The sequence below is a fragment of the Marinobacter sp. BW6 genome (assembly GCF_008107725.1).
GTDB lineage: Bacteria > Pseudomonadota > Gammaproteobacteria > Pseudomonadales > Oleiphilaceae > Marinobacter.
Genome location: NZ_VIRN01000061.1, coordinates 352,119 through 376,768, shown reverse-complemented (window position 1 = coordinate 376,768; position 24,650 = coordinate 352,119). Strand labels below are relative to the sequence as shown.

Annotated in this window: 25 protein-coding genes; 19 read left to right on the top strand and 6 right to left on the bottom strand. The window is 56.6% G+C overall.

Features of this window, described 5'->3' with window-relative positions; genetic code table 11:
- Positions 1 to 114: 114 nt before the first annotated feature.
- From FMN52_RS07445 to FMN52_RS07435, 3 genes are all read left to right on the top strand, one after another.
- Complete coding sequence (locus FMN52_RS07445; protein WP_148608037.1) at positions 115 to 1,650, top strand: fatty acyl-CoA reductase; 1,536 nt, start codon at positions 115 to 117, stop codon at positions 1,648 to 1,650.
- A gap of 307 nt (positions 1,651 to 1,957) precedes the next feature.
- Positions 1,958 to 3,907, top strand: coding sequence for an acetate--CoA ligase (acs, locus tag FMN52_RS07440; RefSeq protein ID WP_148608036.1), 1,950 nt, complete (start codon positions 1,958 to 1,960; stop codon positions 3,905 to 3,907).
- A 44-nt stretch (positions 3,908 to 3,951) separates the two neighbouring features.
- Positions 3,952 to 4,617, top strand: coding sequence for a response regulator transcription factor (locus FMN52_RS07435; protein ID WP_064227147.1), 666 nt, complete (start codon positions 3,952 to 3,954; stop codon positions 4,615 to 4,617).
- 75 nt (positions 4,618 to 4,692) lie between these two features.
- Here the strand turns inward: FMN52_RS07435 and FMN52_RS07430 are convergent, their stop codons facing one another.
- A complete protein-coding gene (locus FMN52_RS07430; RefSeq protein ID WP_148608035.1) occupies positions 4,693 to 5,676 on the bottom strand; it encodes a D-2-hydroxyacid dehydrogenase in 984 nt (327 codons plus the stop codon).
- 241 nt (positions 5,677 to 5,917) lie between these two features.
- Here FMN52_RS07430 and FMN52_RS07425 point away from each other — a divergent pair, with 241 nt between their 5' ends.
- From FMN52_RS07425 to FMN52_RS07415, 3 genes are read left to right on the top strand one after another with little or no spacing between them, the layout of a single operon-like run.
- Positions 5,918 to 7,144: a pyridoxal phosphate-dependent aminotransferase gene (locus FMN52_RS07425; protein ID WP_148608034.1), complete on the top strand. Its 1,227-nt coding sequence runs from the start codon at positions 5,918 to 5,920 to the stop codon at positions 7,142 to 7,144.
- Positions 7,145 to 7,153: 9 nt separating this feature from the next.
- Positions 7,154 to 7,345 carry a CPXCG motif-containing cysteine-rich protein gene (locus FMN52_RS07420; RefSeq protein ID WP_069184151.1) on the top strand — a complete coding sequence of 64 codons (192 nt, stop codon included), beginning with the start codon at positions 7,154 to 7,156 and terminating at the stop codon, positions 7,343 to 7,345.
- The gene (locus FMN52_RS07415; protein ID WP_148608033.1) at positions 7,338 to 7,910 is read left to right on the top strand and encodes a DUF1439 domain-containing protein; all 573 of its coding nucleotides are present in this window, start codon (positions 7,338 to 7,340) and stop codon (positions 7,908 to 7,910) included. Before FMN52_RS07420 ends, FMN52_RS07415 begins: the two co-directional genes overlap by 8 nt.
- 7 nt (positions 7,911 to 7,917) lie before the next feature.
- Here FMN52_RS07415 and FMN52_RS07410 read toward each other — a convergent pair whose 3' ends face one another.
- A complete protein-coding gene (locus tag FMN52_RS07410; RefSeq protein WP_148608032.1) occupies positions 7,918 to 9,072 on the bottom strand; it encodes an isocitrate/isopropylmalate dehydrogenase family protein in 1,155 nt (384 codons plus the stop codon).
- Between the two features lie 193 nt (positions 9,073 to 9,265).
- Between FMN52_RS07410 and FMN52_RS07405 the strand changes: the two genes are divergently transcribed.
- Together FMN52_RS07405 and FMN52_RS07400 are read left to right on the top strand one after the other, a co-directional pair.
- Positions 9,266 to 10,036: an EAL domain-containing protein gene (locus FMN52_RS07405; protein WP_205424915.1), complete on the top strand. Its 771-nt coding sequence runs from the start codon at positions 9,266 to 9,268 to the stop codon at positions 10,034 to 10,036.
- Positions 10,037 to 10,065: 29 nt separating this feature from the next.
- Positions 10,066 to 10,422 (top strand): hypothetical protein, encoded by a 357-nt coding sequence (locus FMN52_RS07400; RefSeq protein ID WP_240339418.1) that lies wholly within the window; start codon positions 10,066 to 10,068, stop codon positions 10,420 to 10,422.
- Between the two features lie 3 nt (positions 10,423 to 10,425).
- Here FMN52_RS07400 and FMN52_RS07395 read toward each other — a convergent pair whose 3' ends face one another.
- On the bottom strand, positions 10,426 to 11,319 hold the full coding sequence (locus tag FMN52_RS07395) for a LysR family transcriptional regulator (protein ID WP_148608031.1): 894 nt from the start codon (positions 11,317 to 11,319) through the stop codon (positions 10,426 to 10,428).
- A 154-nt stretch (positions 11,320 to 11,473) separates the two neighbouring features.
- Here FMN52_RS07395 and FMN52_RS07390 point away from each other — a divergent pair, with 154 nt between their 5' ends.
- From FMN52_RS07390 to FMN52_RS07370, 5 genes are all read left to right on the top strand, one after another.
- The gene (locus FMN52_RS07390) at positions 11,474 to 12,685 is read left to right on the top strand and encodes an acyl-CoA dehydrogenase family protein (RefSeq protein ID WP_148608030.1); all 1,212 of its coding nucleotides are present in this window, start codon (positions 11,474 to 11,476) and stop codon (positions 12,683 to 12,685) included.
- Between the two features lie 188 nt (positions 12,686 to 12,873).
- Complete coding sequence (locus FMN52_RS07385; RefSeq protein WP_008176103.1) at positions 12,874 to 13,692, top strand: SDR family oxidoreductase; 819 nt, start codon at positions 12,874 to 12,876, stop codon at positions 13,690 to 13,692.
- 41 nt (positions 13,693 to 13,733) lie between these two features.
- Positions 13,734 to 14,798, top strand: coding sequence for a phosphotransferase family protein (locus FMN52_RS07380; RefSeq protein ID WP_148608029.1), 1,065 nt, complete (start codon positions 13,734 to 13,736; stop codon positions 14,796 to 14,798).
- Positions 14,798 to 15,487 carry a histidine phosphatase family protein gene (locus FMN52_RS07375; protein ID WP_148608028.1) on the top strand — a complete coding sequence of 230 codons (690 nt, stop codon included), beginning with the start codon at positions 14,798 to 14,800 and terminating at the stop codon, positions 15,485 to 15,487. Before FMN52_RS07380 ends, FMN52_RS07375 begins: the two co-directional genes overlap by 1 nt.
- Positions 15,488 to 15,504: 17 nt before the next feature.
- Positions 15,505 to 16,275 (top strand): SDR family oxidoreductase, encoded by a 771-nt coding sequence (locus tag FMN52_RS07370; protein WP_148608027.1) that lies wholly within the window; start codon positions 15,505 to 15,507, stop codon positions 16,273 to 16,275.
- Positions 16,276 to 16,347: 72 nt separating this feature from the next.
- Here FMN52_RS07370 and FMN52_RS07365 read toward each other — a convergent pair whose 3' ends face one another.
- Positions 16,348 to 17,226, bottom strand: coding sequence for a DUF6279 family lipoprotein (locus FMN52_RS07365; RefSeq protein WP_148608026.1), 879 nt, complete (start codon positions 17,224 to 17,226; stop codon positions 16,348 to 16,350).
- Positions 17,227 to 17,370: 144 nt separating this feature from the next.
- Between FMN52_RS07365 and FMN52_RS07360 the strand changes: the two genes are divergently transcribed.
- Together FMN52_RS07360 and FMN52_RS07355 are read left to right on the top strand one after the other, a co-directional pair.
- On the top strand, positions 17,371 to 17,610 hold the full coding sequence (locus tag FMN52_RS07360) for a DUF2798 domain-containing protein (protein ID WP_148608025.1): 240 nt from the start codon (positions 17,371 to 17,373) through the stop codon (positions 17,608 to 17,610).
- Positions 17,611 to 17,765: 155 nt separating this feature from the next.
- Positions 17,766 to 18,791: a fasciclin domain-containing protein gene (locus tag FMN52_RS07355; protein WP_148608024.1), complete on the top strand. Its 1,026-nt coding sequence runs from the start codon at positions 17,766 to 17,768 to the stop codon at positions 18,789 to 18,791.
- Positions 18,792 to 18,855: 64 nt separating this feature from the next.
- On the opposite strand, the gene dacB is transcribed toward FMN52_RS07355, so the two are convergent.
- Entirely contained in the window at positions 18,856 to 20,412 is a 1,557-nt protein-coding gene (dacB, locus tag FMN52_RS07350; protein WP_240339417.1) for a D-alanyl-D-alanine carboxypeptidase/D-alanyl-D-alanine-endopeptidase, read from the bottom strand.
- 329 nt (positions 20,413 to 20,741) lie between these two features.
- On the opposite strand from dacB, the gene FMN52_RS07345 reads away from it, so the two are divergent.
- From FMN52_RS07345 to FMN52_RS07330, 4 genes are all read left to right on the top strand, one after another.
- Positions 20,742 to 21,215: a hypothetical protein gene (locus FMN52_RS07345; protein ID WP_148608022.1), complete on the top strand. Its 474-nt coding sequence runs from the start codon at positions 20,742 to 20,744 to the stop codon at positions 21,213 to 21,215.
- Positions 21,216 to 21,247: 32 nt separating this feature from the next.
- Positions 21,248 to 22,018: a glutathione S-transferase N-terminal domain-containing protein gene (locus tag FMN52_RS07340; RefSeq protein WP_148608021.1), complete on the top strand. Its 771-nt coding sequence runs from the start codon at positions 21,248 to 21,250 to the stop codon at positions 22,016 to 22,018.
- A 194-nt stretch (positions 22,019 to 22,212) separates the two neighbouring features.
- Positions 22,213 to 23,148, top strand: a complete 936-nt coding sequence (locus FMN52_RS07335) for an aldo/keto reductase (protein WP_240339416.1) — start codon at positions 22,213 to 22,215, stop codon at positions 23,146 to 23,148.
- Positions 23,145 to 23,822, top strand: coding sequence for a hypothetical protein (locus FMN52_RS07330; protein ID WP_148608020.1), 678 nt, complete (start codon positions 23,145 to 23,147; stop codon positions 23,820 to 23,822). Before FMN52_RS07335 ends, FMN52_RS07330 begins: the two co-directional genes overlap by 4 nt.
- On the opposite strand, the gene dkgB is transcribed toward FMN52_RS07330, so the two are convergent.
- Positions 23,791 to 24,600, bottom strand: coding sequence for a 2,5-didehydrogluconate reductase DkgB (gene dkgB / locus FMN52_RS07325; RefSeq protein WP_148608019.1), 810 nt, complete (start codon positions 24,598 to 24,600; stop codon positions 23,791 to 23,793). The two genes, FMN52_RS07330 and dkgB, sit on opposite strands and share 32 nt — an antisense overlap.
- Between the last annotated feature and the right edge of the window lie 50 nt (positions 24,601 to 24,650).

The following is a 24,650-nucleotide window of genomic DNA, read 5'->3' as shown; positions in this document are numbered from 1 at the left end:
AAACCTGAATCGTGGCCCGCAATATGCAGTAGGTCCGTTGTACCTGATTCGCAAACTTTCTTTTTGTTGGCAGGTGTGCGCCGACAACGAATTGAAATGAGAAGGAGTTCTCCCATGGCAACACAGCAGCTGAATCCCGAAGCGTCGTCAAAAGTACTTGAGCGGCTCCGGGGAAAGCATGTTCTGATTACTGGTACCACCGGTTTTCTCGGAAAGGTGGTTCTGGAAAAGCTCATTCGCGCCGTCCCTGACATCGGCGGCATTCATCTGCTGATCCGTGGTAACAAACGCCACCCGAATGCACGGGAGCGTTTTTTTGAGGAAATCGCCACCTCGTCGGTTTTTGATCGGCTGCGTCAGGACGACAACGACGCTTTCGAAACCTTCATCGAAGAGCGTGTGCATTGTGTCACCGGAGAAGTGACCGAGCCGTTGTTTGGTCTGTCCGGTGACCGTTTCCGCAAGCTGGCCGGTGGCATTGATGTAGTCATCAATTCCGCAGCCAGTGTGAATTTTCGTGAAGAGCTCGACAAAGCGCTTGCGATCAACACCCGTTGCCTCGAAAACGTCGCTGAGCTTGCCCGGCAGAATAAGGCCCTGGCAGTTCTTCAGGTTTCGACCTGTTATGTAAACGGCATGAATTCCGGCCAGATTACAGAGACTGTGATCAAGCCGGCGGGCGAATCCATCCCTCGCAGCACGGAAGGCTATTACGAGATCGAGGAGCTGGTCCGGCTGCTGGAAGATAAGATTGCGGACGTGCGCTCTCGCTACTCCGGAAAAATGCTTGAAAAGAAGCTGGTGGATCTCGGTATTCGTGAAGCCAATCATTACGGCTGGAGCGATACCTACACCTTTACCAAGTGGCTGGGTGAGCAACTTCTGCTTAAGGCTCTGTCCGGGCGCGCGCTGACAATTGTGCGTCCATCAATTATCGAAAGTGCACTTGAGGAGCCCGCGCCAGGCTGGATTGAGGGTGTGAAGGTGGCAGACGCCATTATCCTCGCCTACGCCCGTGAAAAGGTCACGTTGTTCCCGGGCAAGCGCGCCGGCGTTATTGATGTTATCCCCGTGGATCTGGTGGCCAACGCCATCATCCTGGCGGCTGCAGAAGCCGTTGCGGATGCTCCGCGTCACCGCATTTACCAGTGCTGCAGTGGCAGCTCCAACCCGGTTTCCCTGGGGCAGTTCATCGATCACCTTATGGCGGAATCCAAAGCCAACTTTGCAGAGTACGATCAGCTGTTCTACCGGCAACCAACCAAACCCTTTATCGCGGTTAATCGCCGGCTCTTCGATGCCGTTGTAGGCGGGGTGCGCATTCCCCTGAGCATTACCGGGAAGGTTTTGCGCATGCTGGGCCAGAATCGCGAGTTGAAAGTGCTCCGGAATCTGGACACTACCCGCTCTCTGGCAACCATCTTTGGTTTCTACACCGCGCCGGACTACATCTTCCGGAACGACGACCTGTTGGCCCTGGCTTCTAGAATGGGCGAGCTGGACAAGGTGCTGTTTCCGGTGGACGCCCGCCAGATCGATTGGTCGGTCTATCTGCGCAAGATACACCTGGCAGGGCTTAACCGCTATGCCCTCAAGGAGCGCAAGGTTTATAGCCTGCGCTCTGCCAAGGCCCGCAAAAAGGCAGCGTGATTTTCAGGGGCCCGGTCGCGGAGACCGGGCCTTCTTCTGCGCGGCCGTCCCCCTTCCCGGTTTGCCATCGGCTCTAACCGGACTATCCTTAAGAAAGCTTCTCGTTCGGTGCAATTTACCGTTGTTTTCTTGCAGGTTACCGACCTTTTTTGGCTAAAAGTTCAGGCGGATTAGGACGTTAGTCTAATTCATTGTGTGGTGGCTAGCATGGTGAACTACCACTATCCGTCTACTGGGCCGGAGAGGCCTCAACGTCTGAATTCCAAAACCGACAATGACAACAGACTCTGACTAAAGGGGGAGCACAATGACTGATAAACAGGTATATCCGGTAAGCCCGGAGGTGGCCAAACAGGCCCTTCTGAACCGGGAACAGTATGAGAAAATGTATCGTCAGTCAGTTGAAGACCCGGATACTTTCTGGGGTGAGCACGGCAAGCGCCTTGAGTGGATCAAACCCTACACCAAGGTCAAAAACACGAGCTACGATTACAACAACCTGTCCATCAAGTGGTTCGAAGATGGCCAGTTGAACGCCTCTGCCAACTGTCTGGACCGTCATCTGGATAAGCGTGGCGACCAGACAGCCATCATCTTTGAAGGTGATGATCCTGCCGATTCCCGCAATGTCACCTATCGCGAACTGCACGAGGAAACCAGTAAGTTCGCCAACGTCCTGAAAGGTCTGGGCGTGAAGAAGGGGGATGTTGTAACGATCTACATGCCGATGATTGTCGAGACTGCCGTCGCCATGCTGGCTTGCGCTCGTATCGGTGCGATTCACTCTGTGGTCTTCGGCGGTTTCTCTCCGGAAGCCCTCGGTGCCCGGATTGTGAACGGCAAATCCCGTTTCGTGGTGACCGCGGATGAAGGTGTTCGTGGCGGTCGCAAGATTCCGTTGAAAAAGAACGTGGATGCGGCCCTCAAGAATGAAGACGCCGCCAGTGTTGAGAAGGTGGTGGTGGTTACCCGTACCGGCAATTCCGAAGTGCCCTGGAATGATGCCCGTGACGCACGTTATGAAGACCTGATGAAGTCTGCCTCGACAGACTGCGCGCCTGAGCCCATGAACGCGGAAGATCCGTTGTTCATGCTGTACACCTCTGGCTCGACTGGTGCGCCGAAGGGCGTGTTGCATACCACTGGTGGGTACATGGTCTACACATCCATGACCCACGAGTACATATTTGATTACCACGATGGTGATGTGTACTGGTGTACTGCTGATTTCGGCTGGGTGACAGGCCATAGCTACATCCTGTACGGCCCGCTGGCCAATGGTGCCGTCACCGTTTTGTTCGAGGGCGTGCCCAACTACCCGGACAGCTCCCGCATGGGGCAGGTTGTAGACAAGCACAAGGTCAACATCCTTTACACTGCTCCCACCGCGATTCGTGCCCTGATGGCGGAAGGCGAGTCCTGCATGAACGGCACCACCCGCGACAGCCTGAAGCTGCTGGGCTCCGTAGGCGAGCCTATCAACCCGGAAGCCTGGGAGTGGTACCACCGGGTCATCGGAAACAGCAAGTGCCCCATCGTGGATACCTGGTGGCAGACCGAGACCGGCGGTATTCTGATTTCTCCGCTGCCTGGTGCGATCGACCTGAAACCTGGTTCCGCGACTGTTCCGTTCTTCGGTGTCCAGCCGGCACTGGTAGACAACGATGGCAATATCCTCGAAGGTAAGACCGAGGGTAACCTCGTCATCCTGGATAGCTGGCCGGGCCAGATGCGCACTATCTACGGTGATCATGAGCGCTTCGTGCAGACCTATTTCAGCACTTACAAGGGCATGTACTTTACCGGTGACGGTGCCCGTCGCGATGAAGACGGGTACTACTGGATCACAGGTCGTGTCGACGACGTTCTGAACGTTTCAGGCCACCGTCTGGGTACCGCCGAAGTGGAAAGCGCGCTTGTCTCCCATGAGAAGGTCGCAGAAGCTGCCGTTGTTGGCTATCCGCATGACATCAAGGGTCAGGGCATCTATGTCTACGTAACGCTGGTCCATGGACAGGAACCTTCTGACGAGCTGAAGAAAGAGCTCGTCCAGTGGGTTCGCAAGGAAATTGGTCCTATTGCCTCTCCCGATGTGATCCAGTGGGCCCCTGGACTGCCCAAAACGCGTTCTGGCAAGATTATGCGGCGTATTTTGCGTAAGATTGCCGCTAACGAGCATGATCAGTTGGGTGATACGTCTACGCTGGCGGATCCAGGTGTAGTCGATGACCTGATCAGCGGTCGTGCGAACCAGTAACGCCTGTGAGTTACCAGGCCATGTACCTGTAAGGAATCTGTTGAATGGCACAAACAATTATCGTCGCTGATGATCACCCGCTGTTTCGCGCAGCATTGAAGCAGGCGGTCAGTCAGGCGGTGCCGGATGCCGAGACGGTGGAAGTCGACAGCATCAAGGCACTGCAGGCGGCGGTAGAGTCGCACCCGGATGCGGATCTGGTTCTCCTGGATCTCAATATGCCGGGCGCCCACGGCTTCTCCGGGCTCGTGTTCATGCGCGGGCAATACCCGGGGCTGCCGGTGGTGGTTGTGTCAGGATCCGAGGAACTGCAGGTCATGCGCCGCTCGATTGACTACGGCGCTTCTGGCTTCATTCCGAAGTCGGCGCCGCTGCCCACCATCACGGAGGCGATTCAGGCCGTCCTGGAAGGGGATGTCTGGTTGCCAGAGGGTGTTGCCGACAAGATCGAGCGGATGCATTCGGACGCGACCGACTTTTCCGAGAAACTGGCGTCGCTGACGCCGCAACAGTTCCGGGTACTGGGTATGCTGGCCGAGGGCCTTCTGAACAAACAGATCGCCTACGATCTGGATGTCTCCGAAGCCACCATCAAGGCCCATATCACAGCCGTGTTCCGGAAGCTTGGGGTGCGGAACCGCACTCAGGCGGTGATTGCGATCCAGCAGATGGAGATTGATCCATCGGATCAGTCCTTGTCTGGTAGCTGATTGGTTTTGATGGTTCGAATATAAAACGGGAGCCTTTTGGCTCCCGTTTTGTTTTTGGATGAGTGCCAGACACGGTTATTTGCTTCCAGCGTAACCCAATTCCTTGTCGACCAAATTGAACAGCTCGTCACCCTTGTGCCAGCGGTCGAAGTTCTCTAGGAACTGATCCGTCAGTGCGCGTTTCCAGCCGATGAAGTCGCCGGCCATATGGGCGGTCATGGTGACATTCTCCATGTCCCAGAGCGGATGATCTTCTGCCAGCGGTTCCTCTTCGAAGACATCGAGTCCTGCGCCGGCAATCTCGCCATTCCTGAGCGCCGTAATCAAATCATTGGTTTTGACGATCGGGCCGCGACCAATGTTGATCAGGCGGGCGGACTTTTTCATGGCCTTGAAGGCTTTCTCATCAAACAGGCCCTCGGTCTGGGGTGTCAGGGGGGCGGCAATTACCACGAAGTCCGCGTGGCCTAGCTGCTCATACAGATCGTCATTGCCGTGCACCGCCACGAAATCGGGATCCTCTTTTCTCGGCTTGCGCGCAATGCCGTGGGCGTTCAACCCGGCGGCGCCGACCAGGCGGCCGATCTGCCGGCCGATGGAGCCCGCACCGACAACCAGAACCTGCTTGCCCTCTGCCCGCTCTGTGTCCCGGTGCTTCCACTGGTGCTTTATCTGCAGCCGGATGGAGTTCGGGAAATCCTTGGCGAACATCAGGATGGTGCAAAGCACATATTCTGCAATGGTACGGTCGAAAATGCCCCTGGCATTGGTGACGGTTACATTGTCCTTGATCAGATCCGGGAACATCAGGGCATCAACGCCGGCACTGGTGGCGTGGATCCATTTCAGCTTGTCTGCCGTGTGCCACGCGGCCGCCAGGGCCTCTGTGCGAAAGTCCGTCACCATCATGATGTCGGTGCCCGGCAGGGTGTCGCGAAGGGTTGGTTCGTCACAGGCAAAACGCACATCGGCGCGGGCCCTGAGTGCGTCCATTCCCGGCGGTTCCTGCTCTCCCGGCGCGGTGAGAACGGTAACAACAGGTTTGCTGTGCTGAGTCATTGAGCCTCCGCCTTTTGTGATGAGTGACGATGTGTGACTGGTTGTCGCCCGTAGAGGGTATTCACAGTCTGGTCGGCAGGCACTGTCGGGTCAACTTGTGTGGCAACAGATTTTGCTCTGACAGCGGTGATGGCGGTACTTTCACGTACATTATCTATATGATTTTTTGTCTTGTAGAGGCCTGCCATACTGACTAACCTGCAGGGGTAGATTCTATTTGCCCCGTTTGCAGGAGGTGTTTATGGCAGAAGCCGCCAACAAAGAAACTGGCCAGACCAAACCGCGTAGAGTGAAGTACCGGAAAACGAAGGCCAGTTGGAACCCTGCGATGCAGGCGGTTCCGGTTCCTGGTATCCGGCGCATGGTGAACATGGCGGCCACCATGAAGGATGTCATTCATCTTTCCATCGGTCAGCCGGATCTGCCGACACCAAAGCATGTTATTGACGCCTACATTGATGCGCTCAATGCGGGACAGACCGGCTACACCATGGATGCGGGACTGCCGGAACTGCTGGTGGCCCTGCGTGACTACTACGGTAAGCGTTATAACCGGAAGCTGACCAGGGACAATATCCTGATCACCAGTGGCGCCACAGAGGCCATGTACCTGGCTATTTCCGCCACCTCTGCGCCCGGGCGCCAGTTTATCGTGACCGACCCGTCGTTTTTGCTTTATGCGCCCCTGATTCGTATGAACGGCGGTGAAGTAAAGTTTGTGCAGACCCGGGCAGAGAACAACCACCAGTTGGATCCTGATGAGGTCATCAAGGCCATGGGGCCCAGGACGTTTGCGCTGATCCTGAACAATCCCAACAACCCGACAGGTGCCGTGTACCCGCGAAGCACCGTGGAAACCATCCTGGAGGAATGCGCCTATCGGGGGATTCAGGTGTATGCCGATGAAGTCTACGACCATCTGATCTTTGATGACGAAGACTTCGCCAGCGTGTTGAATTGCTCGATGGATCTGGACAACATCATGTGCATCAGCAGTTTTTCAAAAACCTACAGCATGGCGGGCCTGAGGGTTGGCTGGGTGATTGCCAGCCAGGCGGCCATCAAATCTCTGCGTCGCTTCCACATGTTCACCACCTCCGTGGCTAATACGCCGTCCCAGTTTGCCGGCGTCGCAGCACTGACCGGTGACCAGCAGTGCGTTCGCGATATGGTAGATATCTACCGTGAACGTCGGGATAAGGTGGTCGAGCTGGTGGATCAGACGCCCTATATGACCGGTTACAAGCCCGGCGGTGCTTTTTTTGCGTTCCCGGACCTTCCGCCCCATGTCGATGGTTCGGATCTCGCCCTGCGGATGCTGAAAGAGACTGGCGTCTGTATGGTGCCCGGTGATGCCTTCGGTGAAGGGTGCACAAACGCCGTGCGCATTAGCTTCTCCACAACCTGCGAGAAACTGGAAGAGGCGTTTGATCGCGTCATCCCGTGGATGGCCAAGCAACAGTTCTGAGGTGATGCCATGTCAGCCCTGGACTCGGTATTGATTCAGTGCCCGTACTGCTGGGAGACGCTGGATATCAGCGTCGACCCGTCAGTTCCGGAACAGGAGTATGTCGAGGATTGTCAGGTCTGCTGTAGGCCCATTTTGTTGCGTGTGGTTTTTGATGACAATCTGACGCCTCATGTTGAGGCCCGGGCTGAAAATGAATAGTACGCCGCTGTATGTCTTTCGTGCGCTCCTGGTTCTGATGCTGATGCTCTCCAGCGGCTGTGCCAGTCTGTCGCCCTATTCGATTTCTGAAGGTGAGTTGGAGAACCATCTACGGGATGTGGTGAGCGAATTTGATCGCAACCAGTTGAACAGCGGTTCGCCGCTGAGCCTGAGTCTGGACGACGCCGACATTACCCTTGGGCCCGATGGCCGGGACGTGGCAGTGATCGACCTGAGGGGGCAGGTGGCCCTGAATGCATTGATGGCCAAGCTGCCCGTTGATATTGCCTTGAAGGTAGAGGGAGCGCCAGTTTACGACAGTTCGGAGAAAGCCATCTTCATAAGGCGATTGCAGCTTCTTGAAAGCAGTATCGAATCGCCGTTCTTCAAAGGGGATCTGAAGCCCGTGACCGATACGGTGATGCGGCTTGTTGCCCAGATGCTCGAGACCATGCCGGTGTACCGGCTGGACGAAACAGATTTCGCCCAGCGCATGTTCGGAATGATGCCTGTTGATGTGCGGGTGGCGCCTGGCCGGCTTGAATTCGTCATGGCCGACCAGTAACCCGGTTTCATTGGGACAGTCGTTGGCAGATCGCTGAGCCAATTTCCTGAGTACCTCTCCTGGTACCGGAGTTTTCTGCAAGGTCTGCGGCAACTGCATCGAACAGCTCCTTGCCAGCCGCGGCAATGGCAGGGTCTTTGCGGCCCAGCCACTCGAGCATGCGGGCAGCGGTAAAGAGCATGGCGGTGGGATCGGCCAGGCCCTGGCCGGCAATGTCCGGCGCGCTGCCATGGGTAGGTTCGAACATAGAGGGCATCTCCGGATCCGTCGGGTTCAGGTTGCAGGAGGGCGCCACGCCCATCCCCCCTGACAGCACCGCAGCGAGGTCTGTCAGAATGTCCCCTTGAAGGTTGCTCGCGACCACCACGTCAAATGCCCAGGGGCTTTGCACGAACTTCATGCAGGCGGCGTCCACCAGCTCATGGTGTGTGGCTACATCCGGGTATTCTTTGCTGATCTCGTCAAAGGCCTCGGTGTACATATCCCCCCAGTAGCGCAGTGCGTTGCGCTTTGTCACCAGGCACACCTGGCTTTCACAGGTTCTGCCATCCAGCGTCCGGAATGTCCGTGTGCGGCCCTCCGTAACCCGGTCTGCGGCACGATTTCGGGCCTGTTCAAACCCGTAACGGATGATCCGATCGGTTGCCTTGCGTGTAAATACTTCCATCTGGGTGGCCACTTCATCCGGCGTGCCCTTGCGCAAGCGGCCACCCTGGCTGACGTACTCACCCTCGGAGTTTTCCCGAATCACCAGCATGTCGATGTCCTTGGCGCGCTCATCTGCCAGGTACTGGCGGGCGCCGGGCAGAAGCCGGGCCGGACGTTCGCAGACCCACTGGTCGAACCCTTTCCGCATGTCCAGCAGGGGCGCCAGTGAAATGCTGTCCGGCAGCAGGTATCGGTCCGGATCGTCCACAGGGCCGGGATCGCCAAGGGCGCCCAACAGGATGGCATCGTACTTCTGTAACTGCGCCAGGGCATCCGTTGGCATGGATTCGCCATGCTCCTCGTGCCAGGCGTGGGATGGCCATGGAAACCGTGTCCACTCGAGTTCCAGTCCGTGTTTGGCGCGCAGGGTCTCGAGGCAGCGCACAGCCTCGGCCACCACCTCTGGGCCTATGCCGTCGCCCGGGGTTACAGCTATGCGGGTAGATTGGGCCATTCGGGAAACTCCTTTTGTGGACAGACACGTATAAACGACAAACCCCAGTTTAGTCATGTAAACAGGGGATGCCACCGTTTGACATGCTTTAACCAGAAAGTCGTTTTACCAGGGAGGGGATCGCAGCTATATTGGGTTAAAAATATGCCTTATAAACAGAGCAAAACCGCCAGAAGTGAATTCAGGAGTTGAAGTGAACCAACCCGCAGTACTGTTTGACGAGTCTCATTGCGAGCAATGCGCCTGTGGAGAGGGGTTGGATTTTTCCTTTACCTTCGCATTCCAGCCCATTGTTGACGTTCTTAACAAATCTGTTTACGCCTACGAGGCCCTCGTAAGGGGCACCGGAGGAGAGGGTGCCATGAGCGTTCTCTCGAAGGTGAATGAGCGCAACCGCTATGCATTTGATCAGGTTTGTCGCGTCAAGGCGGTCAAGCTTGCCGCCAGGCTGAAAATGGAGACAATGCTCAGCATTAACTTCATGCCCAATGCGGTATACAAAGCCGAGTACTGTATTCGTACTACGCTTGCCGCTGCGAAAACCTACAACTTTGATACCCGCAAAATCATTTTCGAGCTTACCGAGGACGAACAACTGACGTCCACGTCTGTCGACCACCTCGTGTCGATCATTGAGGCGTACCAGGAGATGGGGTTCAGCACCGCCATTGATGATTTTGGTGCTGGCTTCTCGCGTTACAACATCATGATGGCCAGCCCGCCAAATCTCTTGAAGCTGGATATGGCACTGATCCGCGATATCGATCGGGAGCCGAACAAGCAGGCCGTTGTTGCCGGCATCATTACCATGATGACCCAGCTTGGCGGCCAGATAATCGCTGAGGGCGTCGAAACCAAGGAAGAATATTTCTGGTTGCGTTCCCAGGGAATTAATCTCTACCAGGGCTATCTGTTTGCCAAACCGGGGTTTGAATGTCTTCCGGAGCCCGAGTTTCCGGCCTGAGCGGCCTCTAGACTGACAGGAACAACACCTTGCTATACCGAATGATCACCATTGTCGGCGGACTGGTTTTTGTCATCATCCTGTTCGCCCTGATCTGGTTCTTCTGCAAGAAATTTCTCGAGCACCATGGCGTCACCGACCAGGTCAAAGACCGCGCCATGGTTCTGGCTACCTGGACCTTTGCCGGCATCAGCGTTGGGCTGGTGTTCGCGGTAGTCGGTGCGTTTGTACTCGGCCCCTGGGCTTTCTACCGAACCCTGAGGGGGCATGATGTGGAAATATCCGATGGCGCCGCCGTCTGGTGGGGACTTGGGATCGTAGTCGCCGCCCTGGGTATCACCGCTATTGGATTTTTCGGTTTCCTTATGGTGGTTGGTGCCTACTGAGGCTCAACTGATAGCCTTCAACTGCTCCCGGAACCAGATCAGCGCCGGTTCTCTCTCGTAAGCCTTGTGCCAATACAGGTGCACGTCGATGGATGGCAGGTTTGCGGGCGGGTCCATGATCCGAATGTTGGCTCGCTCCGCAATGATGCGAGCGTAAGCTTCCGGCATGGTCAGCAGCAGATCGGTGTCCTCCACAACTCTGCAAGCGGCGTAATAATGCTGGCACCTTAGCCGGATACTGCGCTGTACGCCCAGCCTCGACAGCTCAAAGTCTTCAATTCCGGGGCCCTCGGTTCTTGAAGATACCAGCACGTGTTTCGCGGACAGATACCCTTCCATATCCAGAGCCTCTGTTGCCAGCGGATGTCCTTCCCGGGCCAGAACCACCAGGCGGTCGCGCCGCAGCAGTTCATGGGAAGTCTGGTTGCTCACGGGCAATAACACATCCACGGCAAAATCCAGTTTGCCGGCGGCCAGTTGCGTCTCCATGTCACGCCGCGCGATCCGCTGGCTGACGATCTCCAGTTCCGGGTAGGCGTCCAGACGCGCCATCAGGCGGGGCAGGAAGGTGGATTCCAGGATATCCCGCAACCCGAGCGAATAGGTCTTGCGCTGGGTGGCCGGATCGAAAGCATGAAACTGGTTTACGGCGCCCTGGATCTGGGTGAGGCCCGGCCGCATGGACTCGAGGAACCGTCGGGCCAATGGCGTTGGCACCATCTGATTGCCCTGGCGGGTAAACAGCGGATCATCAAAATGGTCCCGGAGCCGGGAAAGCGAATGACTGACCGCAGGCTGTGTCAGATGCAGTGCCCTGGCCGCGCGGGTCAGGCTGCCTTCCCGGTAGATGGTGTCAAATACGTGCAACAGGTTCAGGTCCAGGCGGTTGAGAGCCATGAGCGGGATCCATTCTTTAGATATTTGGAATAAGTTTGGTTAATACTAAACGATAAGAATAATTCAGTCGCGTAATAGTTTAGTCATCCCTAGACTGGTCTCAACGTGATTATTCCGTGCACGCCACTGTGCAACCGTTAGCGAGGAGACGGCGATGGATTTCAATATTTCCGAGAAAGGACAGGATTATCTCAACCGCGTGAAACAGTTCATGAAGGATGAGATTTTTCCCATCGAAGAACAGTACCACAAGGAGCTCGCCTCCCTGGATAACCGTTGGGTTGTGCTGCCGATCATCCGGGAGCTGAAGGAAAAAGCCAAAGCCCAGGGTCTTTGGAACATGTTCTTCCCGGACGAAAAATACGGCTGTGGTCTGCTGAACTCCGACTATGCCCTGATTGCCGAGGAAACCGGGCGCAGCTTTATTGCGCCTGAGATCTTCAACTGCAATGCTCCAGACACCGGCAATATGGAAGTGCTGATCCACTATGGCTCTGAAGAGCAGAAAGCCGAGTGGCTGCCACGGCTGCTCAGCGGCGAGATCCGCTCTGCCTTCTGCATGACCGAGCCTGCTGTGGCCTCGTCTGATGCCACTAACATGGAAGCAACCGCCATTGTCGAAGGCGACGAAGTGGTTCTGAACGGTCGCAAGTGGTGGAGCACCGGTATCGGGCATCCCGACTGCAGGGTTGCCATCTTCATGGGTCTGACGGATCCGGATGCGCACAAGCATCGCCGTCATTCCATGGTGCTGGTGCCGCTGGACACCCCAGGCGTGAAGATTGAGCGCATGCTCCCGGTATTCGGTGAATACGACGAACCCTATGGTCATGGCGAAGTGCTGTTCGACAACGTCCGCCTGCCCAAGAGTGCATTCATCGCCGGGCCGGGCCGCGGGTTCGAGATCGCCCAGGGGCGCCTTGGGCCGGGCCGAGTGCACCACTGCATGCGGGCGATCGGCGCGGCGGAGCGTACACTGGAGATTCTGATCAAGCGAGCCACCACCCGTGAGGCTTTCGGGCGACCGATCGCCAAGCTGGGCGGTAACCCGGACATCATAGCCAATGCCCGTATGGCCATTGAGCAGGCCCGTCTGCTTACGCTGAAATGCGCCTGGGCACTGGATACCAAGGGCATCATGGGGGCGCTTCAGGAAGTCTCCATGATCAAGGCGGTGATTCCGTCCATGCTGCAAACCATTGTGGATCAGGCCATTCAGATTCACGGTGGTGCCGGGGTCAGTGATGACGACTTCCCGCTGACGCAGCTGTTTGCCTATGCCCGTGTTTTACGCCTGGCGGATGGCCCGGATGAGGTGCATCGGGCTATGGTGGCCCGTCTTGAGCTGCGTAAATATAAAAATTAAGAACCTGAATCGGGAGTCTGGATTCGGCGGAAGGGTGTTTCTGAAACACGCTCCTTGCGGCACGTCCCTGTGACGCTTGGGCTCCGCCATCCATGGCTCCGCACAGTTTCAGAAACACCCTTCCGCCAAATCCGTCGTACTTCGGAGTTGGTTTCAGTTTTTAGCAAGATAACAGCGGGGAAGCATTGATGACTCAGAGAGTATTCATAACCGGAGGCGCGAGCGGACTTGGCCGCGCCATAGCACTGCGTTATGCCAAAGAAGGCGCCAAAGTCTGCATCGGCGACATTAACCCGGAGCAGGGTGTTGGCGTCGAAAAAGAGATTAATGCGGCCGGAGGCGAAGGCTATTTCGTCGAATGCGATGTTCGACGCCTGACCGATTTCGAGAAGGTCCGGGATGATCTCGTGAAGAAATGGGGTGGCGTTGACGTGGTGGTGAACAACGCTGGCGTTGCCTCTGCCGGTTCCATTGAAGATACCACCATGGCGGATTGGGAGTGGATTCTCGATATCAACGTGCTGGGTGTGGTTCGCGGCTGTAAGGCTTTCACGCCGCAGTTCAAGCAGCAGGGCTCCGGGGCATTCGTGAATGTGGCCTCCATGGCCGGGCTGATGCTGGCGCCTTTGATGGATAGCTACAATGTGACCAAGGCCGGGGTGATTGCTCTGTCCGAGACCCTGAGTCAGGAGCTTCGGGATGCCGGTATCCATGTGAGCTGCGTATGCCCGGCGTTTTTCCAGACCAATCTGACCAGCAGCATGCGCTCAGATATTCCCGGCATTCAGCAGAATGTGAACAAGCTGATGAAGCGGTCCACGGTGACCGCCGAGGATGTGGCCGAGGATATTTTCCGGTCGGTGAACAACAAGAGCTTCTGGGTGTTGCCCCATGCCAAGGAGCGCCGTATGTGGATGCTCAAGCGCCACGCGCCCAAGGCTTTTGACTGGCTGATGCATCAGGAAAGCAAGCGCTGGATGAGCAAGATGGGTGGCAGCAAGGCCTGAAGGCGCTGTCTGAAACTGAAGATTCAAGAGGAGAGTCCTGAATGACCCAGATTGACCAGGCCGTGGACATCCGCGAAGGCGAGGAGCTGGACACCAGCGCCGTAGACCGGTTCATGAAACAGGCGATTCCCGACCTGCAAGGCCAGCCAGAAATTCGTCAGTATCCGGGTGGCGCCTCGAACCTGACCTATCAGGTGGATTACGGCGAGCGGTCATACGTTTTGCGCCGGCCGCCGTTAGGCAAGATCGCCAAGTCCGCTCACGACATGCTGCGCGAGGCCAGGGTCATGCGGGCGCTCAAGCCGGTCTATCCCTACGTGCCCAACATTATCGCCATCTGCGACGATCACGATGTGCTGGGTTGCGATTTCTACGTGATGGAGCGGTTGAAGGGCATCATCCTTCGCCAGGACTTTCCGAAGGATTTCGAGCTCAGTGAAGCCGATACGCGAAAGCTTTGCCTGAACGTGATCGACAAGTTGGTGGATCTTCACCGCGTCGATGCCAAAGCGGCAGGCCTGGACAAACTGGGCAAGGGTGAAGGTTACGTGCAGCGCCAGATTGGCGGCTGGAGTGACCGCTTCCGCAAAGCCCGCACCGACGATGTGGGCGACTTCGAGCAGGTGATGGGCTGGCTGAACGAGAAGATGCCCGAAGACATTGCCCAGGTGGTGATCCACAACGATTTCCGCTTCGACAATGTGGTACTGAACCCGGACAACCCGTTCGAGGTAATCGGTGTGCTGGACTGGGAGATGGCCACCATCGGTGATCCCCTGATGGATCTGGGTAACAGCCTGGCTTACTGGATTGAAGCCGATGATGAAGGCCCGTTCCAGATGCTGCGCCGGCAGCCGACCCATCGACCAGGCATGCTCACCCGCAAGGAGGTGGTGGCGTATTACATGGAGCAGTCCGGCTTCAAGGTCGACAACTTCGACTTCTACGAGATCTACGGTCTGTTCCGGCTGGCAGTCATCATCCAGCAGATCTATTACCGGTTCTACCATGGCCAGACCAAAGACAAGCGTTTCGCAGCATTTGGCCATGCCGCCAATTACCTGGAGAAGCGCTGCCAGCGCCTGATCGCGGAGAGCTCCCTGTAATGGCGACGATTTATCTGGTTCGTCACGGCCAGGCCAGTTTCGGCAAGGAGAACTACGATCAACTCTCGCCCACCGGCTGGGAACAGGGCAGGGTGCTTGGCCGCTGGCTGGCAGGCAAGGTGGAACCGGCGGCGATTTTCGGGGGCGATCTGGAGCGCCACCGGGAAACCGTTGAAGCCATCGCCACCGGCTACGGGACAAAACTGCCGGATATGCAGGTGGTTCCCGGTTTCAATGAGTTTGACCACACCACTGTGGTGGCACGGTACCGCCCGGAGTGGAGCGACCGTGCGGTGATGGCGCGGGATCTCAAGGCGTTCCCCAAACCAGCCAAAGCGTTTCAGGAGGCCTTTGTGCACGCTGTGCACCGCTGGGCGTCAGGCGAGTATGACCATGAGTACGAGGAAAGCTGGCCGGACTTCAAGGCCCGGGTTCTGGCTGCGTTCGAGGAGATGATTGACTACGCCGATGGCGGAGACGTGCTGGTGGCGACCTCTGGCGGACCGATTTCCGTGATCACTCAGTATCTGCTTGGGCTGGATGACACCCGGGCACTCGGCCTGAATGAGGTGATTGCCAACACCAGCGTGTCGCGGGTCCTCTACTCCGGCCCCCGGCGCAGTCTGGCCGTTTTTAATAACTACAGCCACCTGGAAGCGGATGACCCCGCCCTGGTGACATTCCGATAGTGAATTGAGGTGAACGAATGAGCAGCAAGAACCTGTTTGATCTGACTGGCAAGGTTGCCCTGATTACTGGTGCCAGCCGTGGCATCGGCGAGAGCATTGCCCGGACCCTGGCCGAGTACGGCGCCCACGTAATCGTCAGTAGCCGCAAGATTGATGGTTGCGAAGCCGTTGCCAGCAGTATCCGGGAGGCCGGCGGCAGCGCCGAAGCCTACGCCTGCCACATCGGTGATATGGATCAGATTGAGAGTATCTGGGGGCATATTGAACAGACCCACGGCAAGCTGGACATTCTGGTGAACAACGCCGCTGCCAACCCCTATTTCGGCCCGATCGAGGACACCGACCTGGGGGCGTTTAACAAGACCGTGGATGTGAATATCCGGGGCTATTTCTTCATGTGCGCCCGTGGCGCCCAGATCATGAAGAAAGCCGGTGGCGGCTCAATTGTGAACGTGGCATCCGTGAACGGTGTAAATCCGGGTCACTATCAGGGCATTTACTCGGTGACGAAGGCCGCCGTGATTTCCATGACCAAATCCTTTGCCATGGAGCTGGGTCAGCAGAAAGTTCGCGTGAATGCGCTGCTGCCAGGGCTGACCGATACCAAGTTCGCCAGCGCCCTGACCACTAACGAAGCTATCAAGAAGCAGGCCATGGCCCACATCCCCATGAAGCGGGTGGCGGATCCGAGTGAAATGGCAGGTACAGTTCTGTACCTGGTCTCTGACGCCTCCAGCTATACGACAGGCGCCTGCATCAATGCTGACGGTGGTTACCTGACAGTCTGAGGGGAATCCAGCGTTCGCCCAGGGGGCAGATGAGAGTCTTCACCTGCCCCCTGGGTCAATCCGTCTGGAATATCAGGCCGGTGAACAGGTCAGTGCTTCAAAGTCGTTGTTGAGCTCGACCGCCCGATTCTGCAGATGGGTCAGGGTCGTTTCGTCTCCCGCCATAATCAGATCATGCATCAGCGAGGACATGGCAACGCGACTCTCCGCCATCATGGCTTTGTAGGCATTGCCCCGCACTTCCTCGGAATTCAGAATCAGGTATTCCAGTTCTGCCTCGAACGTCGGCTCGTCTCGTCTTTTCAATACTTCCAGTAGCGCCAGTTGCCAGTTCCTGCGACCCTGCAGCCAGATTTCGGTCTGAGCGCCCCGATTGGCCGACCATTGCCGAACGATGTCACGCTGCTCACCGTTCAACTCACCCAGCCAACGCCCAACCCGCTCAGCTGTTCTCTCGGCCCGGGCTTTCGCTGTCGCCTGCGGGGAATCGGCCAGGAACTCATTTTCCATTTCCTGCTGGCTTTGCACCATGTTGTCTGCCAGCTCACGCACCTGTTCGTCGCTCAGGCTTGAGAGAAGATTTGCCGCGACCGGTGTTGCCCGTTCAAGAAGGCTTGGGAAGAAACTGAAAAGCTGCTGCTGGTGGTATTCGACAGTAGCTTGATCGGGCAGGTTGTTGGATACGTCAGCCTCGAGTTCATCCAGCCAGGCTTGATAACGGGGCAGCTCGGCACTGCAATGCCATTGCCGCAAGTGCTCAATATCGTTGTTGAGCTGCTGTTTCTGGTCGGCCGTGAGCGTAACGTAGTCCTCAACCCACCACACAATGCCCCAGTCCGCGTATCGATAAGCGAGCTTGGTCGAACTGCAGCCAACCAGACCAAACGCCAGTACCAGAATGAGAATAAACGGTTTGAAAAGGCCGGGCGTCCTGAACAGAGCAGTATCCATGGCTCACCTGTCTTGGTAAAAAGGCGTATCGAAAAAAGATTGCAAGCTCACTATCATTCTAGGTTTGATTGATATGAGTGTACGACATATCACGCCTTTCAGATGCCGCTCCGAGAAACGCTGGAGCACCGTTGAGGAGAAGTCATGAGCAATATGAGACTTTCACGTCTACGCCAGCTGATTTTCGGCTTTTACATGTCCGGAATCATGTCACTGCTGATGTCCGGGGTGATCACCTTCATCAATACGGGCATCGACAGTGAGTTCCATTACCGGTGGGGACCGGCTTTTGTGGTCGCCTGGGCCGTTGCCTTCCCTCTGGTGACCTTCATCGCGCCGCTTGCCGGGAAGATGACGGAGTTCACCATGCGCAGACTTGGCTGATTGAGTACAGCTGTAAGCTTAAATGTTAAAAGATGCAAATCCGTTCTTTCTGACTCCCCGTAAATGCATTGACGCATGATTCACGGACTGAGTTTGTGCAGGTTCGAACCATTTAAATCCTGGTAATCAACCTCTACAAGTGGGGAACAGAAACAATGAATACAAAATACGCTTTACCAATGGTTCTAGCGGGCACTGTCATGCTATCCGGGTGTTGGCTTGATGACGATGATAACGACTCAGCAGATGCTGCAACGCAAACTATTTTGGAAATCGCCGTCGAAAATGAAAATACGACGATACTGGAATCTGCGGTCCTTGCAGCAGATCCATCTATTGCGGAACTGCTCGGCGGAGATGACGAGTTGACCGTGTTCGCGCCGACAGACGCTGCATTTCAAGCTCTGTTAGCTGACTTGGGCGTCGACGCGCCAACATTGTTAGGCAACACAGCATTATTAAATGCGGTTCTGCCTTACCACGTTCTCGCAACGTCAGTGGGTGAAGTGAAGGCAGACGCTGCTATTGGCGTCGCTCAAAGTCCGGTCCCACAAAACCTGGTTCCAACAGTGAACGGTGAAAACGTCGCGCTTTCAATTTCGCAGGAAAGTGGTGAAGACGTGTTGTACGTAAACACCTCTAGAGTAACGGGTCCTGATGTAGACGCGACTAATGGTGTTATTCACATTATCGACAAAGTGCTTCTTCCCCCGCCGAGCGATCTCAGTGATACAGGTTCAACGATTGCGGGTATTGTGACTTCGCTAGCAGGAGCTGAAGAAGCTGAGTTCACAACGCTACTAGCTGCACTCCAGACTGATGGCGCTTCCAATTTGCTAGCTGCAGCTTCGAATGAAAATGCGACTTTGACCGTGTTCGCGCCAACAGATGCCGCTTTTGCAACGTTGTTAGCGGAACTGAATCTCACGGCAGAACAGTTGCTTGCGGACGACAATCTGTCAACCGTTCTAAGCCAACATATTATCGGCACTAAGGTAGACTCTCTCACGGCATACGCTTCGAACGGCGGTACGGTAGCGAACCTGGCTGGCACCACCTTGAACGTTGATATACAAAACAACGCTCTGGTTATCGAGGGCAGCAACGTCACCGAAGCCCAGGTTGAGGCGTCCAACGGCGTTATTCATGTGATCGACAAGGTGATTTATACAGTCGACTAGTAGCCGAAGCACTGTTTCTTTGCTCAAAGCATGAGGGTTGGGCCGGCTGTTTCAGCCGGCCTTTTTATTGAATACTGGTTTCAGAGGTACCGGAAGCGGCATGTGAAATGGCAGTCCCGGTCGGCGGCCGGAAATGCAGCGAATACAGAATCCTGTCCAGCACGGCCTGGCCGTTCCAGGCTGGATCGTTATTTACCATCCCAACTACGGCCCAGGTTGTATTATTTGAATCTCGGGTGAAGCCGGCGATCGACCTGACGTTTTCCAAGTAACCCGTCTTGATGCGCCCTTCACCATCCATGCCGGTATTGCGAAGGCGGCGCGCCATGGTTCCATCCATCGCAATAATAGGCATGGAAGCCATCAGGTCCGCCGAATAAGCGCTGTTCCAGGCATGTTGCAGGATCTGTGCGCCCTGGCGGGCGGTGATGCGGCCATGTCGGGTGAGGCCGGCGCCATTGTCGATCACCATGCCGGCGGTGTTGATGCCTTTGTCTTCGAGCCAGTCATAGATCACCCGAATGCCGGCAACCCGATCATCGTTCTCATCTTCCAGACGGTTCTCCGCACCAATGGTGAGCAGCAGCTGGCGAGCCATGACGTTGCTGCTCCATTTGTTGATATCCCTCACCATGGTCACCAGATCCGGTGAGGTGGTTTTCATCACCAACCGAGCATCTTCCGGTGTAACCCCATTGAGGTCGCCGCCTGAGACCACGACCCCGAGGTCAGCCAGCAACGAGCGAATCAATGAGGCGCTGTACTGTTCATGGGGCAGCAGCGACAGGTAGGTGGTGGTTCGGCAGCCCTGGGGCAGCTCGCCGGTTACCCGGACAGTCACCCGATGGTCTTCATGAACAATGGGTTCCCATTCGAAACTTCTGCGCGACGGGCAGGGGCCCTCGGCGGTGGCAACCACGCGGTTGTCGATGACAATTTCGCCCAGGGAAGGTGTGCTCCAGGCCTGGGTGCCACGCTCGTCGGCGCGCACCTGGAAGTGCATAAGGTTAAGGTTTGTCAGGTAGGCGGAAGGTTCTACCAGGAATGGCGCGTGGGGGTTGTCGCCGTTATCTTCAAAGGTCGGAAAACCACCGTCCGCTTCAAAGTAGGTGCCATCGAGAATCAAGTCGCCTTCAATTCTTGTAATCCCCATACTGCGCAGCTCGCCGAGCGTAGTCCAGAGCCGTTCGATGGTGAGCTTGGGGTCGCCGCCAAAACGGATATAGAGATTGCCTTTGAGGGTGTCGCCGGCCATAACACCGTCGGTCAGGAAATCGGTATCCCAGTGGTGATTAGGGCCGAGAACCTCGAGGGCCGCAAAGGTTGTCACCAGTTTCATGATGGAACCGGGGCTCATCAGCGCATCGGCATTGATGTACTGATTAATGCCGGGCCCATTCAGCGGAATGGCGGCCATGCTCATGGCATCTTCATTATGGAGGGACTGGAGCGCGTAATCCTGAAGCTCGTTCGTCCAGAGGCGATTTCCCGAGAAACCGGAATCGTCATTTTCGGCGACCACAACGGACGGGGTGGTAATCACGGCAAGGGCCGCGAGGGATACCAAAAGAGACCGTCTGATTCCAGAACCTGTTTTTTCTCTACTTTCAGAACGCCGCATACCCGGGGCTACCATGATCGCTATCCAGTGAGTTCCTATAGATCAACAATAGCCCATCCGGGCGGTTTGTACTATGCAGAAAAGCTCTACATGACGTTAAAAAATGGCAGTAGTGTCGTTGTTTGTATTGAACTTTTGTGACGCGATGTAAGTGCCCTTTCGAATCATGGAGTTAGGTGGATAAAAATTAACCTTCGGGGTGTCAATGACTTTGTTATCGGATTTATGGGTGCTTTTTCCGGCATTTGAGTCATGGAATTCGCGGCTAAAAGGGCGTTTCCTGATGAATGTGTAACCAAGTGTTCCGAAAACAACAAAAGGAGGGCACCATGATTGGTATTCCACTGGGGCTTTTGGCAGCCAATGGCGTGGAATGGGTATTCCATAAACACATTCTTCATCACCTGGGCCGGAACCGGGCGAGTTTCTGGTCGTTTCACTGGCATGATCATCACCGCAATGTACGCCGAAATGGCTTCCTGGATGACGACTATCGCGAACCGCCCCTGACCTGGAACGCCCAGACCAAGGAGGTGGCTGCCCTGGTTGCGGGGGCAGCAGCAGTCACCCCGTTGCTGCCCGTCGCACCCTTTTTTGTGGGTACCCTCTACTACAGCGCCTGGAATTACTACCGGGTACATAAGCGCTCACATCTGGATCCTGACTGGGCGAGGGAGAACCTGCCCTGGCACTATGATCACCATATGGGGCCGAACCCCAACGCCAACTGGTGCGTGACCAAACCCTGGTTTGATCACATCATGGGTACCCGTGAGCCAATGGAAAATCGTCAGATTGCGTGATAATGGCGTGGTCTCCAACAAAAGGTTTGTTTATGTCGAAAATGCTGTCTCATAACGTCCACGTGCTGGGCTCGGTCGCGACATCGTCGCTCACTGCGTGGCGCGGTTGCCTGGTGGTCAAAAACGTGCCACAGCCGGACAAGCCGATCGTGCTCTACGACATGGAGGGCTGTCCGTACTGCCGTCGCGTTCGTGAAACCCTGACCGCCCTTAACCTCGATGTCGAAATCAGACCCTGCCCGAAAGGCGGGTCGGTGTTCCGGGCCCAGGCGGAGGCGCTGGGAGGCCGGCAACAGTTCCCCTTGCTGGCGGACCAGAACACGGGCACGGTCATGTACGAATCCGAGGAAATCATCGAGTATCTGTTCCGGCAATATGCCGGCCGGTCGGTGCCGTCCTACTATCGTGGTCGGGTCTGGCAGCCGGTCCTGGGCTCTGTAGCCTCGGTAACCAGCGCCATGCGGGGGCTGAGGGTCAGCCAGGGCAAGCGGCCGGAGCAGCCATTGCACCTCTGGAGTTTCGAGGGCAGTCCGTTTTCACGTCTGGTGCGTGAGCGGCTGTGTGAGCTGGAAATTCCGTATACCTTGCACAACCTGGGCAAGGAGCACTGGACAGAGATCGGGCCGGCGAAGCAGCGCATCAAGCCGGGGCCCTATACGCCGATTCCCGGTGGCAAGCGGGATGCGTTTTTCCAGGTGCACAAGCGGGTTCAGGTGCCCTATCTTGAAGACCCCAACACCGGGGAAGGCCTGTTCGAGTCTGCCCGTATTCTGAAATATCTTGATGCCCACTACGGGAACTGACCTGCGACGAAGACTGTCAGCTCTCGAGTAGTCGCATGGGCGGGTCATCCCTTTGCCAGACACGCCGTAAATACTTCCATGTAGGCTCGGTCGGGCCATCCCTGGCCCTCCACGGTCTGTCAAAGGGATGACCCGCCCATGCTTTGGCACCTTGTGCTATTCGCACGGAAATTCGTTGCGGAGGGAATGGAGGCATGGCTGACAGGTTCAGTAGAAGACAGTTTCTCATCACTGCGGGGCTTGCCGGGCTCGCTTTGAAATCTCCGGTTCTGTTCGCAAACACATCGGGAAGCACTGCGTTATCTCCCATCATGCGCCGGATTCCCGGCACAGACGAATCCACCCCTGCAATCGGCATGGGCACCTGGATCACCTTCAACGTTGGTGGTGACGAACAATTAATCGCCCAGCGCATTGAGGTTCTGAAAACCTTTTTCGAGCTCGGCGGCACGGTGGTCGATGGCTCGCCGATGTATGGCAGTGCTGCAGATGTAATGGGCGAGGCGCTGAACGCTCTGGACGGCCACGACCGGATTTTTGCAGCTACCAAGATCTGGACCGGCGATGAATCAGAGACCCGGGCGGAGGCGGCGCGTTCGAGCAGGCGTTGGGGTGTTGATCAGTTCGATTTGTTGCAGGTGCACAATCTGTTGGGTTGGCAGGGGCATCTTGAAACCCTCAAGCAGATGAAGGCCAACGGTGAGGTTCGGTATATCGGCATCACCACGTCTCATGGTCGACGGCATCGGGAGTTTGCACAGATCATGGAGCGGGAGCCGCTGGATTTCGTGCAGCTGACCTACAACGTTCTGGACCGGGAGGTTGAGGACCGGTTGCTGCCAATGGCGGAGGAGCGCGGAATCGGGGTAATTGTCAATCGTCCATTCCAGGGTGGTTCGCTGTTCCGTCGGTTCCAGTCGGAGCCGCTTCCCGATTGGGCCGGGGAAGCTGGTGTTGGCAACTGGGCGGAGTTTTTCCTCAAGTACATTATTTCCCATCCGGCGGTGACCTGTGCCATTCCGGCGACCAGTAAGGTCGAGCACATGAAGGAAAACATGGGGGCGCTTTACGGCAAGTTGCCTGATGCCGATCAGCGCCAGCGAATGGCGGATTACGTGAGGTCGCTGTGAGTGGGGCTGACTGGCTGAGCTACTCGCTTCAGGATTTCGTGATGTTCGGGCCACAGGTTTTTCTGCGGCTGTTTGTTCGGATCAACCAGGATCTCTGGCCCTGGCAGTTGCTGGCGGTGATTACTGCCATTTTTATACCGCAGTTGATTCTGAGGCAAAACATAGCGGCACGGCGTTTGGCGGTCGGTCTGATGGCGCTCGCCTGGATTGTCAGCGGTTACGGGTTTCTGGTTGGCTATTTCGGCCCCATTAGCTGGCCGGCGGCGTGGTTTGGTTGGGCCTTTGTGGCTCAGGGCCTGTTGCTTGCAGCTGCCGTATTTGCCGGCGGCATTCATAACAGCAGGTTTTCGGTTGGGGAGTTTGCCGTACTCTGGCTGATTGCCGTCTGTGGATTGCCTTGGTTAGCGATAGCTGATTCAGGCCAGTGGCATGCGGTCGCTCTGTTCGGCTTAGCGCCCGGCACTACTGCTGCGGCCGGCGCGCTGGCCTTGGCACTCATGACCAAGACTTGGCGCTGGCTTTACCTGCCGCTTCTGGTGTTGTGGAGTCTGTTCAGTGCCGCCCTCTTATGGGTGCTTCAGACCTGGTGGTTGCTTGTCACCCCGGTGGCTACGCTCTTGCTGGTTGGAGCCGGCTTCTGGCTCAGTCCCAGGACGGCGCAAAATCCGGATTAGCGATGCGTTCGTTGCGGTCCAGTGCATCGATGGCGCGGATTTCCTCCTCGCTCAACTCAACCTCCAGCGCCTCCAGGTTAGCCTTCTGGTGGCCGGGCCGTGTTGAGGAGGGAATCGGCACAACGCCTCTCGATGCCACCCAGGCAATGGCCACCTGGGCCGGCGTCAGGTTTCGCTCAGCGGCAATGCGCTGCAGTGTTTCGTCCTCCATCACCTTACCGACTGCCAGCGGCATATAGCCGGTCACGGTAATGCCGAGCTTCTGGGCATGTTCCACCACCTTGCGGTTGGCCAGGAACGGATGCACTTCTACCTGATTGGTGAAGATGGGCGTGTCGCCCAGTATGGCTTTCGCCTCATCCATCTGGGCACAGGTAAAGTTCGAAATGCCGATGTGCTCTGCCAGACCCTCGCGCTGGGCATCCCTCAGGGCGCCGAGATACTCCTTCATGGGCACTTCGTCACCGGGCGATGGCCAGTGGATCAGCGCCAGATCCACATGGTCGGTTTTGAGCCGTGCGAGGCTGTCATGGAGGCTGTTGATCAGATCGCTGGCGTGCAGCTGGTCGTGCCAGATTTTGGTGGTCAGGAAAATTTCCCGGCGCGGAATACCACTGGAGGTAATGCCATCACCAACTTCCGCTTCGTTTCCATACATCTGGGCAGTATCGATATGGCGGTAGCCCAGGGACAGGGCGCTCTTGACGGCATCACGGGCGTCGTTGCCCTTGAGCCGGAAGGTTCCCATGCCGATCTTCGGAAGTGCGCTGAATGACATAATGTCCTCCTTAGCGAGTAGTGTGTTCTTAAAGTGGTGCCGGCAGACTG